Genomic DNA, 14,874 nt, shown 5'->3' with positions numbered 1-14,874 from the left:
TCAATGCCGAATACCCATGACACTGCGCCCCTCGGCCACGAGGACCCGGAGACCATCCAAAAACTGCTGGTCGGACTTATCGGCCTGCTCGACACCTTCACGGCGGAGCAGCGCGCCGCAGCGCTCTACGACTTCGACGACCCCCGGCGCCTCGATTGGGACATCATCCCCAAGCCCGACCGCATCGGCGTCTCGATGCACAACCTCGATCGCTACCAGAAGGTCGTGCTCCTCGACCTGGTGCGCCTGACCGTCTCGCACGAGGTATTCACCAAGGTTCTGGCGATCATGCAACTCGAGCACGTGCTGCGGGAGAAGGAGATTCCGTTCCTTGGAGTCGCCGCTCCCTTGTGGCGTACGTCCGACTCCTACTTCCTCAGCATCTTCGGCCGGCCGGGGTTCGAAGACACCTGGTCGATGCGCTTTCTGGGCCACCACGTCTGTCTCAACGTCACGGTCGTCGGCCAGCGCTGGATCTCGACAACCCCCAGCGCGCTCGGCCAGCAGCCCGCTGTCGACATCGGCGTTCTCAACCCCCTCGCCGATGACGAAGGCCTCGGCTTCGACCTGCTCGGCTCGCTGACTGACGAGCAGCGAGCGATGGCCGTCATCCACGACGTCGCGCCGGCCGACTTCGTCTCCCGCCAGGTGCCTCTCATCGGCTCCGTCGAATATCCCGACCACTACGACCTCGGCATGCCGCAGTACCAGATCACCACCGATGACCGACGAGCGCTCGGCCTCACCCGAGCGACTCCCTCGGGCATCGCCGGCGCCGATCTCGATGAGACGCAGCTCCACACGCTGCAGCTGATCCTCGACACCTACCTCGCGCGCTTCCCCGCTGCCCTCGCGGCCGCCTACCGCGCGCAGCTCGACGCCGACGGGCCGTCGAGGATCCACTTCGCCTGGGCCGGCGGATCGAAGCGCGGCACGGCGCACTACTACCGCGTGCAGACGCCGGAGCTGCTCATCGAGATGGTCAACGCGGTAGACAGCGGCAACCACATCCATTCGGTCATCCGCGACTTCGAGAACGACTTCGCCCACCGGGCAGTCGCGGCGCGCGCCTCGGAGGTCGAGGAGCACGGCACGCACCTCTCGAGCCGCACTGTGTCGAGCGAAGTGACGGGGCTGACGGAGAACACTTGGAACGGCTAATCGCCACAACCATTACGGTCTTTCTATAGTCTGGGCGCATGAGCTCATACGTGACGCAGACGCGCGCCCAGCTGCTCGCGAGTGAGATAGAACAGCAGATCCTGAACCGGGAGATCCAGCCCGGTGACCTCATCGGCACTATCGACGCACTCAAGGCGCGCACCGGAATGGCGCGTGCGACTGTGGGTGAGGCGGTGCGCATCCTCACCGATCGCGGCCTCGCCGAGATCCGTCCCGGTCGGAGCGGCGGGCTCTACGCCACCGCTGCAGGCCCCATGGTGCGCATCCGCCACACGCTGCTGGCGGTGACCGACTCCGCGTCGTCGGTGGTCGAGGCCGTCGCCGTTCGCGAGGCCCTCGAAGTACTCGTCGACGTCGATGCGGGCCTGCACCGCACTCAAGCCGACATCGCCGACATCAAGAAGCTCCTCGCCAAGCTCAAGGCCGCGGCCGGTAAAGGGCGTACCGAGTTCCTCCTCGCCAACTGGGATCTCCACGAGAGGATCGCCGAGATCTCGCCGAACCAGACCGGATCAGCGCTCTACCTCTCGATGATGCGCTTCGTGCGCGAGCACGCCGTCGCCGCGACCACAGACGAGGATCCGGCGGCGGCCAAGGCGTGGCTCGACCTTCGACTCAAGACTCATGAGGAGTTGGCAGCCGCCATCATCAAGGGCGACATCCCCCGCGTGAAAGTCGCCATCGACAGCCACGCAGGCCTGCTCACTACCGACTGAGAACTACCGACTAACCGCTGCGAGTCGGTGCGAGTTGTCGACTATGCGATTCGTCAGGATGCCCAGCCCCTCGACCTCGACCTCTACGACGTCGCCCGGCTGCAGCAGCCACGGTGGCGTGCGCGCGTAGCCGACGCCGGACGGCGTGCCGGTAGCGAGTAGATCGCCGGGGTTGATGGTGAACGTCCTCGAGATGTGCGCGAGGGTTTCGCCCACGCCGTAGATCATTTGCGCGGTGCTCCCGTGCTGCACGACCTCGCCGTTGACGCGGGTCTCGACGGTCAGCCCCTCTGCAAGGGAGCCCACCTCGGCGGCGGGAACCATCGGCCCCAGCGGGCCGGAGCGATCGCCGTTCTTGCCGATAATCCACTGCGACGTGCGCTTCTGCGCGCGACGCGAGGTGATGTCGTTGAACGTCGAGTAGCCGATGACTGCTGCGAGGGCCTCCTCGGGCGTCGCGTCGACGAGGGTCGATCCGACCCAGGCGACGACCTCGCCCTCCCAATCCAGGCCGTCCTCGTCGGAGGGCACCGGCACCTCCGCACCATCCGTCGTGAGCGACGCGGGCCAGCGCGCGAACAGGGTAGGGAACTCGGGCAGCGCCTCGTCCTTGAACGACCCCTCGCTCACGTGGTCGCGGTAGTTCAGCCCTACGCACAGCACACGCGCGCCCGCAGGGACGGGCGGCACGAGGTCCTCCGGCGTGACCGACAGGGTGCGGCCGGTCGCCTCGAGCGTGCCGGATGCCCGCCAGAACGTCTCGACATCGCCGAAGACCGACACCTCCAAGCCGTCGTCGCTCAACGCGCCAACGAGTACCGGACCGTCAGCCTGTCGCACCCCTACGATCCGCACGGCTACGCCTTCGCCCGGATGACGAGCATCGTGGCTGGCAGGTGCGTGCGGTTCTCGACGGTGCGCATAGTGCCCACGGTGTAGTGCACCGAGTCGTTCGGGCCCAGAACGGCGATCTCGCCCTCGCTCTCCATCGTCAGCTCACCGGAGAGCACGACGTACACGGTCTCGGCATCCTGCGGTGCAAGCTCTGCGGCGCCACCGGGCAGGTAGTGGGATAGCGCGACGGTGAAGTCGGTGGTCGGCGTGGATGCTCCGCCCTGCAAACGCACCGGGCCGACTCCGGTGTGCCCGACGGGAGCGAACGGCTCGGCGTCGTCGATCTTCGTGACTCGCATTGTCATAGCAGTGCACCTTCTCTTGTGTGGGAGTTCGTCAGGGCGGCCCGCAAGTCGGCGAGCAGCCGCGGCACGTCGGCGGGCTCGCCGGTGCCGTAGATGTAGAAGTCGGGGCGCGCCAGGACTGCGGAGCATTCATTGCTCTCGAACCAGCGGCGGTAGTCGCCGTCGACGTCGATCGAGGCGATGTCGGTAGATGTCCCTCCAATCGACAGGAACCAGTCGCGCAGGTCAGCGGGCGTTGATGCCAATGGGTCGCAGTTGCCGATGAGCTGCCAGGTGCCGCCGACGAGATCGTCGAACAGCCCTACGAAGTCGCCCACAGCGACACGGGCTTGAATCGACAGGGTGCCGGCCCGGTCATCATCCGAAGTGATCGAGGGCGTGCCGAGTCGGGGATGCGGCGGCTCGACCGTCGCGCGCTCGGACTCAAGCTCGGCGCGCATCCGTGCATCTCGCTCGCCCGCGCGGTCGGGATCGAGCTCGCAGATGACCTTGCCGAGCTCTACTGCCTCGTCGATGATCTCGCGCACGTGCATGCCGCGCTCGGAGCCGTAGGTGTCGAGGATCGACTCGTTCGCCAGCTCGTCGGCGACCATCGAGAGGCGCCAGGTCAGGGCGCGTGCATCGCGCAGGCCTGCGCAGAGACCCTGGCCAAGGAACGGTGGCATGAGGTGTGCGGCGTCGCCGGCGAGGAAGACACGCCCCTTGCGCCACTGCGTCGTCCAGCGGCCGCGGAAGGTGTAAACGGCATGTCTTTCGAGTTCGGTGTTGGCGGGAGTGATGCCCCACGGTTGCATGAGTCGCCATGCGGTGTCGGCCCGACCTAGCTCTTCCGCCGTGACATCCGCGCGTCGCATGAATTCGAATCGGCGGCGGCCCGGGCCGCTGCGAACTGCGGTGGCCGGTTGCTCCGGGTCGCAGTACTGGGTAACGAATGCGTCCCAGTCGCGGTCGACTATCGGCTTGTAGTCGACGACGAGCCAGTCGGCCTCGAATCCGGAGTCGACGCTCTCGATGCCGAGTGACTCGCGGATCACGCTGTTCGCGCCGTCTGATGCGATGAGCCAGCTCGCTCGCAGCCGCTCCCCCTCGGCCATGGTGAGCGTCACGCTCGAGTCGTCTTGCTCGACCGAGACCCCCGCGATCCCTCGCCGTATCGTCACTGTCGGGATCGCCTGGGCCATCCGCTCGAGCGCCTCTTCGAGGTCGGGCTGGTAGAAGCCGTTGGTGTTTGCCCAGCCGGATTCGCCCGGTCGGTTCCAGTTGATCGCCCGAAGCAGGGCGCCATCACCGTTTCTGATCTGGTATCCGCCGCGCTCACCGCGAGAGGGCTCGAACAGATCGGAGTGCTGATCCATGACGCCCGCGGCCTGCAGGATGCGCAGCGCCTCGTGGTCGATCGTGCACGCGCGCGGCATTGGGTATCTCGCGGGCCAGCGTTCAACGACGGTCACCCGCCGCCCTTCCCGACCGAGCAGGATGGCGGTGAGCAGGCCCACCGGTCCGGCCCCGACGATCAGGAAGTCGTCATTCACCGCTGGATGGCCCTCACGTAGGCGAGCTTGCCCGCCTCGGCGAACTCGTGCAGCTTGTTGAGGTTCATGTCCGGGTTCTGGTCACCGTTGGGCTCGGGCACGAGGGGGTTACCGCTCCAGCCCTGCAGCATGCAGATGCGGCTCGAGATGCGCCATCCGTCAGCGGTGCGCACGAGCTCGTCGTCGTACCATCCGGTGCCGTTCCAGGTCGAACCGCCCTCGGCGGCGTGGCGGATGAGCAGCCAGTTGCCGTAGCTGAACGCGTACGCCCGGTCGCGGTCGACTCGGATGAGGTGGCCCATCATCGTGTGCTGGTGGCTGTCGAGCGTGGCGTGGAACGACTCGAAGCCCTTCTTGAACGTCTCGATGTCGTTCCAGCCGGTTCCCGCGGGGCCGAACTCGGCGTGCACGTCGGGCGTGAATACGTGGTCGAAGAGATCCCACTGCCGCGCATCCAATGCGAAGGCGTAGAGGTTCATGACCTCGAGAATGTCGGTCTTGTCGTTGTCGCTCATGCGTATGTTCCTCATCGAACAGTGGGTGGATGCTTGGATACTACTATAACCATTGATACTGTTACTTGGTCGAGCCAAAGGAGGCTGCATGTCGACGGACATTGATCCCGGACTATTCCGCGAGGCACTCGGGCACTACCCGACCGGAGTCGCGGTAGTTACCGCCGTGCTCGACGACGGCACCCCCGCGGGGATGGTCGTGGGCACCTTCTCGTCGGTCTCCCTCGACCCGCCGCTGGTCGCCTTCTTCCCGATGAAGGGCTCGAGCAGCTTCGCGATCCTGCGCACGGCCAAGAACTTTTGCATCAACGTGCTGGCCTCCGACCAGGAGCCGCTGTGCCGCAAACTCGCCACGGGCGGGAGCGCGAAGTTCGACGGCGTCGGATGGCGCCCCGCTCCCATGGGCTCCCCGATCCTCGATGGAGCCGTGACGTGGATCGAGTGCACGTTCGAGGAGACCCGCGAGGCGGGCGACCACTACATCGTCCTCGGCCGGGTGCAAGAGTTCGCCCTGGAGCGCTCGACCCTACCCCTGCTGTTCTTCCAGGGCGGCTACGGCCGCTTCTCCCCCGGGTCGTTCGTCGCGGCCGGGCCCGACCCCGAGCTGATCCAGGCTGCACAGTTCGCGCAGACCATCCGCTCCGAGGTCGAGCGGCTCAGCACAGAGTTCGGCGTCAACTGCAGCGTTCTCGCTCGTGTCCGTTGGGATGCCGTGCAGGTTCTCGCCGCCAACAACAGCCCGCACGCCGAGCCGTTCCCGCTCGGACACCGGCAGCCGCTCGTGCCGCCGTTCGGCGCCATCTTCCTTGCCGACGCGGGTGAGAGCGATGTCGACGAGTGGATGCGGCGAGCTCCCGACAACACCCCGGAGCGCCGCGCGCTCAACCAGGCCGTGCTCGATAAGGTCAAGGAGCGCGGCTACTCCCTCCTGACAGTGAGGCCCGAGGTCATGCAGCAGCACGACGCACTCTTGGCCGCATTCGAGGAATCAGAGCGACTGCCCCGCCACGAACGTGCCGTGCGTCAGGCCACGTCCGATCTCACGGAGCACTTCACTCCCGACCTCGAGCCCGGCCAGCTCTACGACATCGCCACTCTCGTGGTGCTGCTTCCCGCGATGCCGGGCCTCCCGCCCATGGCACTCCGGATGACCGGCCTGCCGCAGGATGCACCGGCCGACGAGGTCGAGTCGTGGATCGGCGCACTCAAGAGTGTCGCTGCGACGGTCAGCGCATGATCAAGCCGCTCGAAGGGATCACCGTCGTCGACCTGAGTCGCGCGATCGCCGGTCCGTATTGCACAGCACTCCTCGCCGACCTCGGTGCCACGATCATCAAGGTCGAGAGTCTCAAGGGCGGCGACTCGGCCCGGCAGTGGCCGCCCTTCGAGGGCGAGCACAGCCTCTACTTTGAGTCGCTGAACCGAAACAAGCGGTCGATCTGCATCGACTTCTACTCGGAGGAGGGCCGCGAGATCCTCGACCGGCTGATCGGCGGCGCCGACGTGCTGGTCGAGAACTTCAAGCTCGGAACTCTCGACAAACTCGGCCTCACCGCCGAGCGCCTTGCCGATCTCAACCCCGAACTCGTGGTCGGTTCCGTGACCGGCTTCGGACAAGTGGGCCCGCTGCGCAACGACCCGGGCCTCGACCAGGTGATCCAGGGGATGTCCGGCCTCATGTCGGTGACCGGTCGCCCCGGCGATACCTTCCGCGTCGGGGTATCGATCGCCGACATCTCGACCGGGATGATCTGCGCTCTCGGTATCGTCTCCGCGCTGCTCGGTCGCTCGCGGGGCCACGACGTCAGTCGCGTCTCCACATCCCTGCTCGAGACCGCGTTGAACCTCTCGGTGTTCCAGGGCCAGCGCGCGCTGAGCCTCGGGGATGCGCCGGAGCCGCAGGGCAATAACCATCCGACAATCACGCCCTACGGCACGTTCGTCACCGCCACCGAGCCCATCAATATCGCCGTCGGCAACGAGAAGCAGTGGATCGCGTTTTGCGACCTGCTGGGCATCCCCGACACCGCGCGCGACGCGCGCTTCGTCACCGGTGCGCTACGCACCGCCAACCGAGACCAATTGATCCCGCTCCTCGACGCCGTGCTCTCCACCCGGCCGGCATCCGAATGGGTCGAGTTCATCACCGGCGCCGACATCCCGTGCGGACCGATCTACGACTACAACCAAGCCTTCGCAACCGAGCAGGTCGCGGCGCTCGGCATGGTGCAGCGGGTGCAGCGCCGCGACGGCTCAGCCCTTCCCCTGCTGCGCGGCCCTCTCAGCATGAACGGCGAGCCCAGCGCGGTCTCATCCGCCCCGCCCCTCCTCGGCGAGCACACCAGTGAAGTGCTCGGCGAACTCGGATACTCTCCCGACGACATCGCCCGGCTCGAAGCCGCGGGTCGCCTCAGGAGGATCGGATGACGGGCCGCATCATCGTGCGGATCGACGGTGCCGTGGCATCTGTCGAACTCGACAACCCCGCTCAGCGCAACGCGATCAGCAAGGCGATGTGCGTCGAGCTGGTGGAACTGATGCCGCTCCTCGACGCGGATCCGGCTGTAACTGTCGTCACCCTGTGTGGGACTGGCGACACATTCAGCGCCGGCGCGCAACTGAGCGACCTCTCCTCGATCCTCATGGACGAGCAGGACGGCGAGCGAGTGGACCACCTCAGTCGAGCCGATGATGCGATCACGTCCATGAGCAAAACCACCATCGCGATGGTCGACGGCGCCTGTATGGGCGGCGGCTGGCAGCTCGCGTCAGCCTGCGACTTCATCATCGCCAGCGCACGCTCGACCTTCGCGATCACCCCGGCCAAGCTTGGGATTATCTACCCGCGTCCGGGCATCGAGCGCCTGGTGCGCGAGGTCGGTCCTGCCGCGGCCAAGCTCATCCTCTTCACCGGTCAGACGTTCTCTGCAGCCGAGGCCCGCTCGTTCGGACTCGTGGCACTGACGATCGCCAATGATACGTTCGCGGAAGAGTGCGCGCGACTGGTCGAGACGATTCGGTCTCGCTCCCGGTTCTCCCTCCACCATCTGAAACGACTCGTTGACCAGACCGCGAGCAGCAGCCCCGACCTCGACTCAACTTGGACCGAAGCTTGGGCGGCAATGGGCAACAACCCCGACATGGCGACCGGCGTCGACGCCTTCCTCGCGCGCGAGAGGCCTTCCTTCACCTGGTGCCCGTCAGCGGCTCAGTGACCAGAGCTACCTGTGCCGCCGATCCTGCCAGGATGCGGCGGCACAGGTGCACGAAGACCCAGCAGGGACTCGAATTCGAAGAGGTTTGCTGCACCGATTAGTGACAGCAACCGCTGAATCACGTGATGGAGCTAAAGACTGTTGCATACCCGATGGGTGGTGATTTCAGGTGCTGCGTGAAACACCCTGAGTTCTGTGGGGTGTTGCAGATGCACTGAGGTTACGAGACACCGAAGGGCCCCATTTGAGCCGCGAGAAGTCAGCGGTGGCCCGCAAGTGGAACGTCTACCGGTCGTTCGGAGCCGCAACGACGATCGATCGGCACAATCGGTCATAAGGGGTTCTGCCGGTGCCGATGAACAACGAGACCACGTACACGATGGGAAGAATATACGCGGTCACAGTCAAGGCCCACACCGAAATCGGGACAACTCCAATGCCGCTTGACGTGACGATTTCATAAACGGCGGCATGACCTATCGTCCAAGGAAGCGCAATCTTCAGGGTGTTGCGGGCGATCGCCTGCTGAAAACTCACACGTGCACCGGTACGTGCACTGACAACCTTCAGACGCCGGGTCCGTTTACCCAAAGATCCTTCCTTCGCACCCGACTCAAGTCTCGCCAGCACGAGAGTCACGGGTACGACCAGCACCACTGCCGCCACCAGGTTCAACCCCAGAAGAGGCATCGTCCCGATGATGCCCATCAGGTACAGCGGAATCCCGACTGCCGCCACGATGGCGACCCACACGAGAATTGCCAACCAATCGACAACCCACGCAAGGAGACGATTCCACGGATGCCGCACCATGCCTGCGACCCTACCGAAAAGGAAGGCATAACTGCCCGTAATCGGAACCATCAGCGCTACTCGATTGGGCTCTGGGTCAGTCAGTTCCCTGTCAGACGTCTACGCGACCTCGTGCACCCCTTGGCTCGTCTCTAGATGGCTAGCCCGAACGTTAGATTGTCGCGGCAATAGACAGCGGATGCCGGCATCAACAAGTTGAAGTCCAAAACGAATCGATCGCGAGTCAGGGACTACTCCGTGTCACCATTGCGGAATGACAGACATGGGCGAAGTCGAGGCTGCGCCAGGCATCGTGCTGCAAATACTCAGCGTCAGAGAGGGCTGGACTGCTACCAGCGTTGCCTCTCACGACACCGGGTTGGAAGTCAGGATGAGCATCGTCGGAGATGAGCGCAGATTCGCACTGGTCCTCCCTCGCCCTGCTGTTGGTGAGGACCAACCGTGGCTCTACATGCATCCGCAGGATCTTGAAGACTGGGCCGCAATGCTGGGTACGTGGATAGACGAGGAAGTTCTCACCGGAGCCGCCCAGTGGGCGAAGCTCACCGTCGAGGGCAAATTGCACTATTTCCATCCAGCACCATGGGGCTTCCGCAAGGCGTGAATTGCAGTCGGCGTGATCGACTTGTACTGACCCCGAGGTTGCTCTTCAATGCGATTGGACGACCCCGTCCGTAAGCCGGACGAGCAGCGGGCCGGATCTTACGGTGCTCCTGTGAGTCTGATTTGGAGGCGGTTTTCGACTTCGAAGGGTGCCTGCAGGGGGACCTCCTGGGTCGCAGGTCTCGTCAGCTCGGCATCAAGGGTTTAGCTTCCGTACAGTGAGCAAATGGATAAGACAACTAGGAAAGTCCTTGTTGTCATCGCGGCACTTTTCGGACTTTTCTTTCTCGTTGCCGGGATCATCGTCCTCCTTGAGGGCCGGAGCGTATTACTGGGGTTCATCTACTTCCCGTTGGGCCTCTTGTGGCTCATCGCTGCGGTACTCATTTATCGTCGTGCACCCAAACTCTGAACGAAACTTGAATCCGTAAGCGGAACCTTTACCGGAAATCCCGAAGTTCATATCCGTTGAGTCTCAATGAGCAACAGCGCGAGTTCGTGACGGTGCCCATTCTCCTCAACAAGGTTCATCGTCGGCTCCTTGGCCTCAAGACCCCCTGCGAACACGACCGCAAGTTCACGGTTTAGTGGTCCGCCACCTCCGATTGCGAGCATCCACTCGAATGTTGACTTTCCGACCTCAAGGCTGGGGCGCCCGAACTTACGTAGGGCTCCCTGATCGGGGAAGACAAGATGCAATACCGAGAAGTCTTCGTAAGTCTCGAATACCGTTGCCAGTACTGCACAGTCATTGGACTCGAAAACTTTCCCGATCGTGAATAGCGTCGGAAAGTCTGCATTGTTCATAGCGATTTGCAGTCTAGGCGCAAGGCGTGCTGCGCCACCGGCAGGCCGCATTTCGCCGTGCTCCCGAAGACCGATGTGAAAGTTCTCCTCAAGCCCCTCGAGGGGGTGTCCGTAGTACGGACCATCTGCGGAGCGAATTGTCTGAGCACCGCGTTCACCCCTATTTGGCCGAAGGCCTGTGCGTCTTTCATACGCGCAAGTTCACTTCGTGCAGAGTAAGGGGTCAGCTCACGAAACGGAATAAATGACACGATAAGCCGCTTCTATGGGCATCGTTGGCTTAGGTGGGGCCTCGTTGTCCGACTGAGTGCCTAATCGTGGGGGTTCGTATGCGAGAAGTCCCAGACATCGAAGCGTTGACACCCACCATTGTCTAGAGAAATTCTTCTCGAATTTTCAGGCTTTCAGAAGTCCAAGAATTTGGGTGCTTTATCTTCGCGCGCGCGAGTAACGCCGAACACAACAAACATCAAGGGTAGACAGAGCATTGCAGTTCCCGGGGAGACGACATATGTTGTGGTCATTGTCCTTCTTCGGATCTGCGATTTTCTCACAAGATTCGACTGTCCGAACCTCGACATCAGCGTCCCTTGCGGCTGTTCCGGTCGGCAGCGTTGATCTTGTCGGTGTTATCGGTGTCGTCGGATGTGGAGTCTGTGGTGGCCGTTTCAAACCTTTCCTCTCGCACGCGCGGGCTTTTAGCTACCTCGGTTTCGGCGGTCCTGGCGGTGGGTCTGGTGGGCGCGATCCCGTTGTCGGCGTCAGCGTCTCCGCTGCCAGCACCAACGGTGGTCGGGATGACGGGGGCGCGACCCTCGGCCACGCATCTGTCATTTCCGATCAGCGACCAGGTGTCAGCAGCAGTGGATGTCGGGACCGGGAATCTTGAGGTGTCGACGAAGGCGATGACGTTGCCGGGAGTGAGCTCCGTTGTCCCGTTGACGGCCGTGTTCAACTCGATGTCCCAGGTAGCGGGCAGCACCTCAATTCCGGCGGCGAATAAGTGGATTGCCAGCGCCGGCGGTGCGGGCACCGTGACCCGGAATTCGACTTCCGGGGCGATCGTGTTGGTGACTGCGGACGGGGGCACCTGGTCGTTCACCCCGGTGACCGGCTCTACGGTAGCGTTCACGTCTCCGGCCGGTTTCCAGGCAACGCTTGCCGCGCAGCTGACCGGCGGGACGGTGACCGGGTACACCCTCACCTATTGGGTGTCGCAGAGTGTTGAAACATTCGATGCGAACGGGTTGGGTAAAGCGATCACCGATCGGAACGGCAACGTGACTACGTTCGGGTTTGATCCGTACGGTAATCCAACGAGCGTTGTTTCCTCGGCCGGTCCGATCGCCGCGCGCACGGCGACGATTGCTTACAACGCCAGCACCCTGACAGAGACGGTGACGCAGACGAATGGGGCGTTGACCCGGACGGTGAAGTACATCAAAAATTCGGCATCTAATTTGACGTCCATCGTTGATGCGATGGGCAACAGCACTGCCTTCACCTACACGTCCGGCAATTTGACGCGGATTGTTTCCGTCACCGGTGCGGAAACAGATTTTGCTTACGACGGTTCCGGTCGAATCACGCAGGTAGACCAGCACAACAGCACTGCCGGGTCTCCGGGTACGTCAACGACCCGTCTCACGTACCCATCGGCCGGCCAAACGTTGGTTGCCGGGCCGAACACGTCTACCGGCACTGCGGTCGCATCCGGCCCGCATCTCACCTACACGATCGGCGCCGGCATTCTGGTGTCCAAGGTGACCGATCAGATCGGTCGGGAACGCTCGGCGACGTACACTCCCACCAATTTGGCCCCGGCGACATCGACCCGCGGCAACACTGACACGAGCCCGCCTCCGGGGTCCACCCCGACCGGCACTTCCGCGAACACGTTCGGTGCGAACGCCGGACAGTCATTGACCGCGGCCGCCGCCCCGGGCGGTGCCACCCGAACGGCCGCATACGCAAACACCGGCAGTACCGCCTACCTCCCCTCCTCGACCAGCAGCGACTCCGGAGACCAGACGGTGTATCACTATTCCGGGTCCGGGAATGTGGACTCAACCACTAACTCGACTCTCGCCGCAACTGCAGCATTGACCTACAACTCGAACGGGACAGTGGCGACAGCGACCGCGCCGAACAATGCGGCGGTCGGAGCAACCCCGGCGAACCCGACCACGTACGGGTATGACGGCAACTTCCAACTGAATTCAGTCACCCCACCGACCGGAACCACCCTCGGGGTGAAGGCGCTCACCTATGACGGGTTCGGACGACTGTCGACCATTACTGATGGCCGCGGTAACACCACCACCTACAGTTACGACAAGATCGACCGACCGTTGAGCACCGCATTTTCCAGCGGACTTGCCACGGTGACGAACACGTACAACCCTGCCGGGCAGCAACTGACCAGCATCTCCGCAACCGGGACGATCACGAACAGCTACGACCAACTCGGTCGACTGCTGACGACGGCGAACACCGCCGGTGGTGGCACTGAAACGTACACCTACGACAAAGCATCGAACCTGACCACCACCACTGATGGGTTCGGAACAATCACCAACAGCTACGACGCCTCCGGTGTGCTGCTCGATATGAAATATCCGCACAACAGCTCGTTCCAGCACTTGGTATTCAAAACCGATGACCAAGGACGACGCACCGACCAATACCTGCAGTCCGACTCGACCGGCACCAACTGGCAGGGACATGTCCACACCACCTACGACACGTCCGGGCGGATCTCCGCCTTGAGCGCAGCGACCGGGCCGGCGCCGACGACGGTCACCCCGGTGCTGGATATGAGCTACTGCTACAACACGGCAACTCCCGCCCCCACCTGCGCAACCGGGACTTCGACGGATCGATCGAAACTGCAGTGGCAAAAAGACAACCTCACCGGCCAAGTCACCACGTTCAGCTATGACAGCGGCGGACGCCTGCTGACGGTGACCCAGTCCGGCGGGGCGTCGAACAACACCTACACGTACACCTACGACGCGGACGGGAACCGGAAAACTGCAGTCGTCACCGGCTCAAACCCCGCCACCCAATCCCTGACCTTCAACCCGGCGAACCAGATCACCAACACCGGATACGCCTACGACGGTGCCGGGAATTTGATCGCCACCCCGACGGCCTCGTACACCTACAACGCTGCGGAGCAGATGACCCAGGCGGTCACCGGTGGTGTGACCAGCACGTACACGTACGCGGGGGCGTCCCAATCGCAGGTCCTCTCCGAGACGAAGAGCGGATCTTCGTCGATCGCGACGAAGCTTGTGTACGGACGTACGGATGCGAATGGGCAACCCGAAATCGAGCAATACAGCATCAACGGGAACAAGGCCTACGTGTTCGATGACCCCACCACCGGGCAACCACTTGGGATCGTGACCTCCAGCGACCAAGCGTGCATGCTCGTCTTTGATGGAACCGTCAACCCGGTCGGACTGCTCAGCAACAGTGCCACTGTGTCGTTCACCTACAAATACGACCCGTGGGGGGTGCAAACCCTCACCAGCGGAGTGGGGTCCGGAAACCCCGTGACACAAAACCCGTACGCATTCCACAGCGGGATCAAAGACCCCGGATCCGGACTGGTCAAATTCGGCCTCCGCTGGTACAACCCCACCACCGGAACCTGGACCCAACAAGACACGTTGGACGCGCCGCTGGACCCTGCCAACGCCAACCGGTACGCCTACGCAGGAGACGACCCCATCAACAACCTCGACCCGAGCGGAAGACTTAGTGCCTGCGGAGCTTTTGGCGCGGTCCTCGGAATATTTGGCGGAGTAGCAGCCATCGTAGGCGCTATTGCGTTAACGATCGTCACAGAGGGTACCGCTGCCGCGCTCATCTTCGGCGCGATCGAGGCTGCGGGCCTGTCCACCGCCCCAGCGGCAATACTGACCTCAATACTTGCTCTATCGGATCGGTGCTGACGCTGATGGGCTGGCTCTTGGGAGTCATCATATCGGCTGCATTTGTTGCCGCAGGTTCTGCGATGATGCTGGTACTGAGATTCGCAAACCATCGGCCAGCTCGCGATAGGCGGGTTCGTTTCACCGCTCTAATAACGGTGATCGCAGGCCTAGCTCTTATCGCAAGTGCAATAGCGGTGTTCTTGGCAGCATGATTCGTTATGGGCCCCCACGACGGTCACCCCGGTGCTGGATATGAGCTACTGCTACAACACGGCAAGTCCCGCGCCGACCTGCGCAACGGGGACTTCGACGGATCGGTCGAAGTTGCAGTGGCAGAAAGACAACCTC

The 14,874-nt window shown here is 63.2% G+C and carries 15 protein-coding genes; 8 read left to right on the top strand and 7 right to left on the bottom strand.

Going from position 1 to position 14,874, the window contains the following annotated elements:
* Positions 1 to 3: 3 nt before the first annotated feature.
* Both VLI63_RS17210 and VLI63_RS17205 read left to right on the top strand, forming a co-directional pair.
* Positions 4 to 1,161: a DUF3500 domain-containing protein gene (locus VLI63_RS17210; RefSeq protein WP_409158078.1), complete on the top strand. Its 1,158-nt coding sequence runs from the start codon at positions 4 to 6 to the stop codon at positions 1,159 to 1,161.
* A 38-nt stretch (positions 1,162 to 1,199) separates the two neighbouring features.
* Positions 1,200 to 1,898, top strand: a complete 699-nt coding sequence (locus VLI63_RS17205; RefSeq protein ID WP_409158077.1) for a FadR/GntR family transcriptional regulator — start codon at positions 1,200 to 1,202, stop codon at positions 1,896 to 1,898.
* Positions 1,899 to 1,901: 3 nt separating this feature from the next.
* Here VLI63_RS17205 and VLI63_RS17200 read toward each other — a convergent pair whose 3' ends face one another.
* From VLI63_RS17200 to VLI63_RS17185, 4 genes are read right to left on the bottom strand one after another with little or no spacing between them, the layout of a single operon-like run.
* Complete coding sequence (locus tag VLI63_RS17200; RefSeq protein ID WP_409158076.1) at positions 1,902 to 2,738, bottom strand: fumarylacetoacetate hydrolase family protein; 837 nt, start codon at positions 2,736 to 2,738, stop codon at positions 1,902 to 1,904.
* A 17-nt stretch (positions 2,739 to 2,755) separates the two neighbouring features.
* The gene (locus VLI63_RS17195; RefSeq protein ID WP_409158075.1) at positions 2,756 to 3,097 is read right to left on the bottom strand and encodes a cupin domain-containing protein; all 342 of its coding nucleotides are present in this window, start codon (positions 3,095 to 3,097) and stop codon (positions 2,756 to 2,758) included.
* Positions 3,094 to 4,629 carry a bifunctional 3-(3-hydroxy-phenyl)propionate/3-hydroxycinnamic acid hydroxylase gene (locus VLI63_RS17190; RefSeq protein ID WP_409158074.1) on the bottom strand — a complete coding sequence of 512 codons (1,536 nt, stop codon included), beginning with the start codon at positions 4,627 to 4,629 and terminating at the stop codon, positions 3,094 to 3,096. The genes VLI63_RS17195 and VLI63_RS17190 overlap by 4 nt, the downstream gene beginning before the upstream one ends.
* Positions 4,626 to 5,144 carry a nuclear transport factor 2 family protein gene (locus VLI63_RS17185; RefSeq protein ID WP_409158073.1) on the bottom strand — a complete coding sequence of 173 codons (519 nt, stop codon included), beginning with the start codon at positions 5,142 to 5,144 and terminating at the stop codon, positions 4,626 to 4,628. The genes VLI63_RS17190 and VLI63_RS17185 overlap by 4 nt, the downstream gene beginning before the upstream one ends.
* 88 nt (positions 5,145 to 5,232) lie before the next feature.
* On the opposite strand from VLI63_RS17185, the gene VLI63_RS17180 reads away from it, so the two are divergent.
* The 3 genes from VLI63_RS17180 to VLI63_RS17170 are packed head-to-tail and all read left to right on the top strand — an operon-like array spanning position 5,233 to position 8,359.
* The gene (locus VLI63_RS17180) at positions 5,233 to 6,381 is read left to right on the top strand and encodes a flavin reductase family protein (RefSeq protein ID WP_409158072.1); all 1,149 of its coding nucleotides are present in this window, start codon (positions 5,233 to 5,235) and stop codon (positions 6,379 to 6,381) included.
* Positions 6,378 to 7,571 (top strand): CaiB/BaiF CoA transferase family protein, encoded by a 1,194-nt coding sequence (locus VLI63_RS17175; protein ID WP_409158071.1) that lies wholly within the window; start codon positions 6,378 to 6,380, stop codon positions 7,569 to 7,571. Before VLI63_RS17180 ends, VLI63_RS17175 begins: the two co-directional genes overlap by 4 nt.
* Complete coding sequence (locus tag VLI63_RS17170) at positions 7,568 to 8,359, top strand: enoyl-CoA hydratase/isomerase family protein (protein ID WP_409158070.1); 792 nt, start codon at positions 7,568 to 7,570, stop codon at positions 8,357 to 8,359. The genes VLI63_RS17175 and VLI63_RS17170 overlap by 4 nt, the downstream gene beginning before the upstream one ends.
* Before the next feature lie 285 nt (positions 8,360 to 8,644).
* Here VLI63_RS17170 and VLI63_RS17165 read toward each other — a convergent pair whose 3' ends face one another.
* Entirely contained in the window at positions 8,645 to 9,172 is a 528-nt protein-coding gene (locus VLI63_RS17165; RefSeq protein ID WP_354576619.1) for an RDD family protein, read from the bottom strand.
* Between the two features lie 253 nt (positions 9,173 to 9,425).
* Here VLI63_RS17165 and VLI63_RS17160 point away from each other — a divergent pair, with 253 nt between their 5' ends.
* Together VLI63_RS17160 and VLI63_RS17155 are read left to right on the top strand one after the other, a co-directional pair.
* Positions 9,426 to 9,776 (top strand): hypothetical protein, encoded by a 351-nt coding sequence (locus VLI63_RS17160; RefSeq protein WP_409158069.1) that lies wholly within the window; start codon positions 9,426 to 9,428, stop codon positions 9,774 to 9,776.
* A gap of 225 nt (positions 9,777 to 10,001) precedes the next feature.
* Positions 10,002 to 10,187, top strand: a complete 186-nt coding sequence (locus VLI63_RS17155; RefSeq protein ID WP_409158068.1) for a hypothetical protein — start codon at positions 10,002 to 10,004, stop codon at positions 10,185 to 10,187.
* A gap of 47 nt (positions 10,188 to 10,234) precedes the next feature.
* Here the strand turns inward: VLI63_RS17155 and VLI63_RS17150 are convergent, their stop codons facing one another.
* Both VLI63_RS17150 and VLI63_RS17145 read right to left on the bottom strand, forming a co-directional pair.
* Positions 10,235 to 10,582 carry a hypothetical protein gene (locus tag VLI63_RS17150; protein ID WP_409158067.1) on the bottom strand — a complete coding sequence of 116 codons (348 nt, stop codon included), beginning with the start codon at positions 10,580 to 10,582 and terminating at the stop codon, positions 10,235 to 10,237.
* 580 nt (positions 10,583 to 11,162) lie between these two features.
* Positions 11,163 to 11,714, bottom strand: coding sequence for a hypothetical protein (locus VLI63_RS17145; protein WP_409158066.1), 552 nt, complete (start codon positions 11,712 to 11,714; stop codon positions 11,163 to 11,165).
* Between the two features lie 349 nt (positions 11,715 to 12,063).
* On the opposite strand from VLI63_RS17145, the gene VLI63_RS17140 reads away from it, so the two are divergent.
* The gene (locus VLI63_RS17140; protein ID WP_409158065.1) at positions 12,064 to 14,544 is read left to right on the top strand and encodes an RHS repeat domain-containing protein; all 2,481 of its coding nucleotides are present in this window, start codon (positions 12,064 to 12,066) and stop codon (positions 14,542 to 14,544) included.
* Positions 14,545 to 14,874: the final 330 nt, after the last annotated feature.

The organism is Lacisediminihabitans sp. H27-G8, from assembly GCF_046156175.1.
Lineage (GTDB): Bacteria > Actinomycetota > Actinomycetes > Actinomycetales > Microbacteriaceae > Lacisediminihabitans.
Note: the sequence above shows the minus strand (reverse complement) of the source record. Positions and strands in the feature narration are given on the sequence as shown.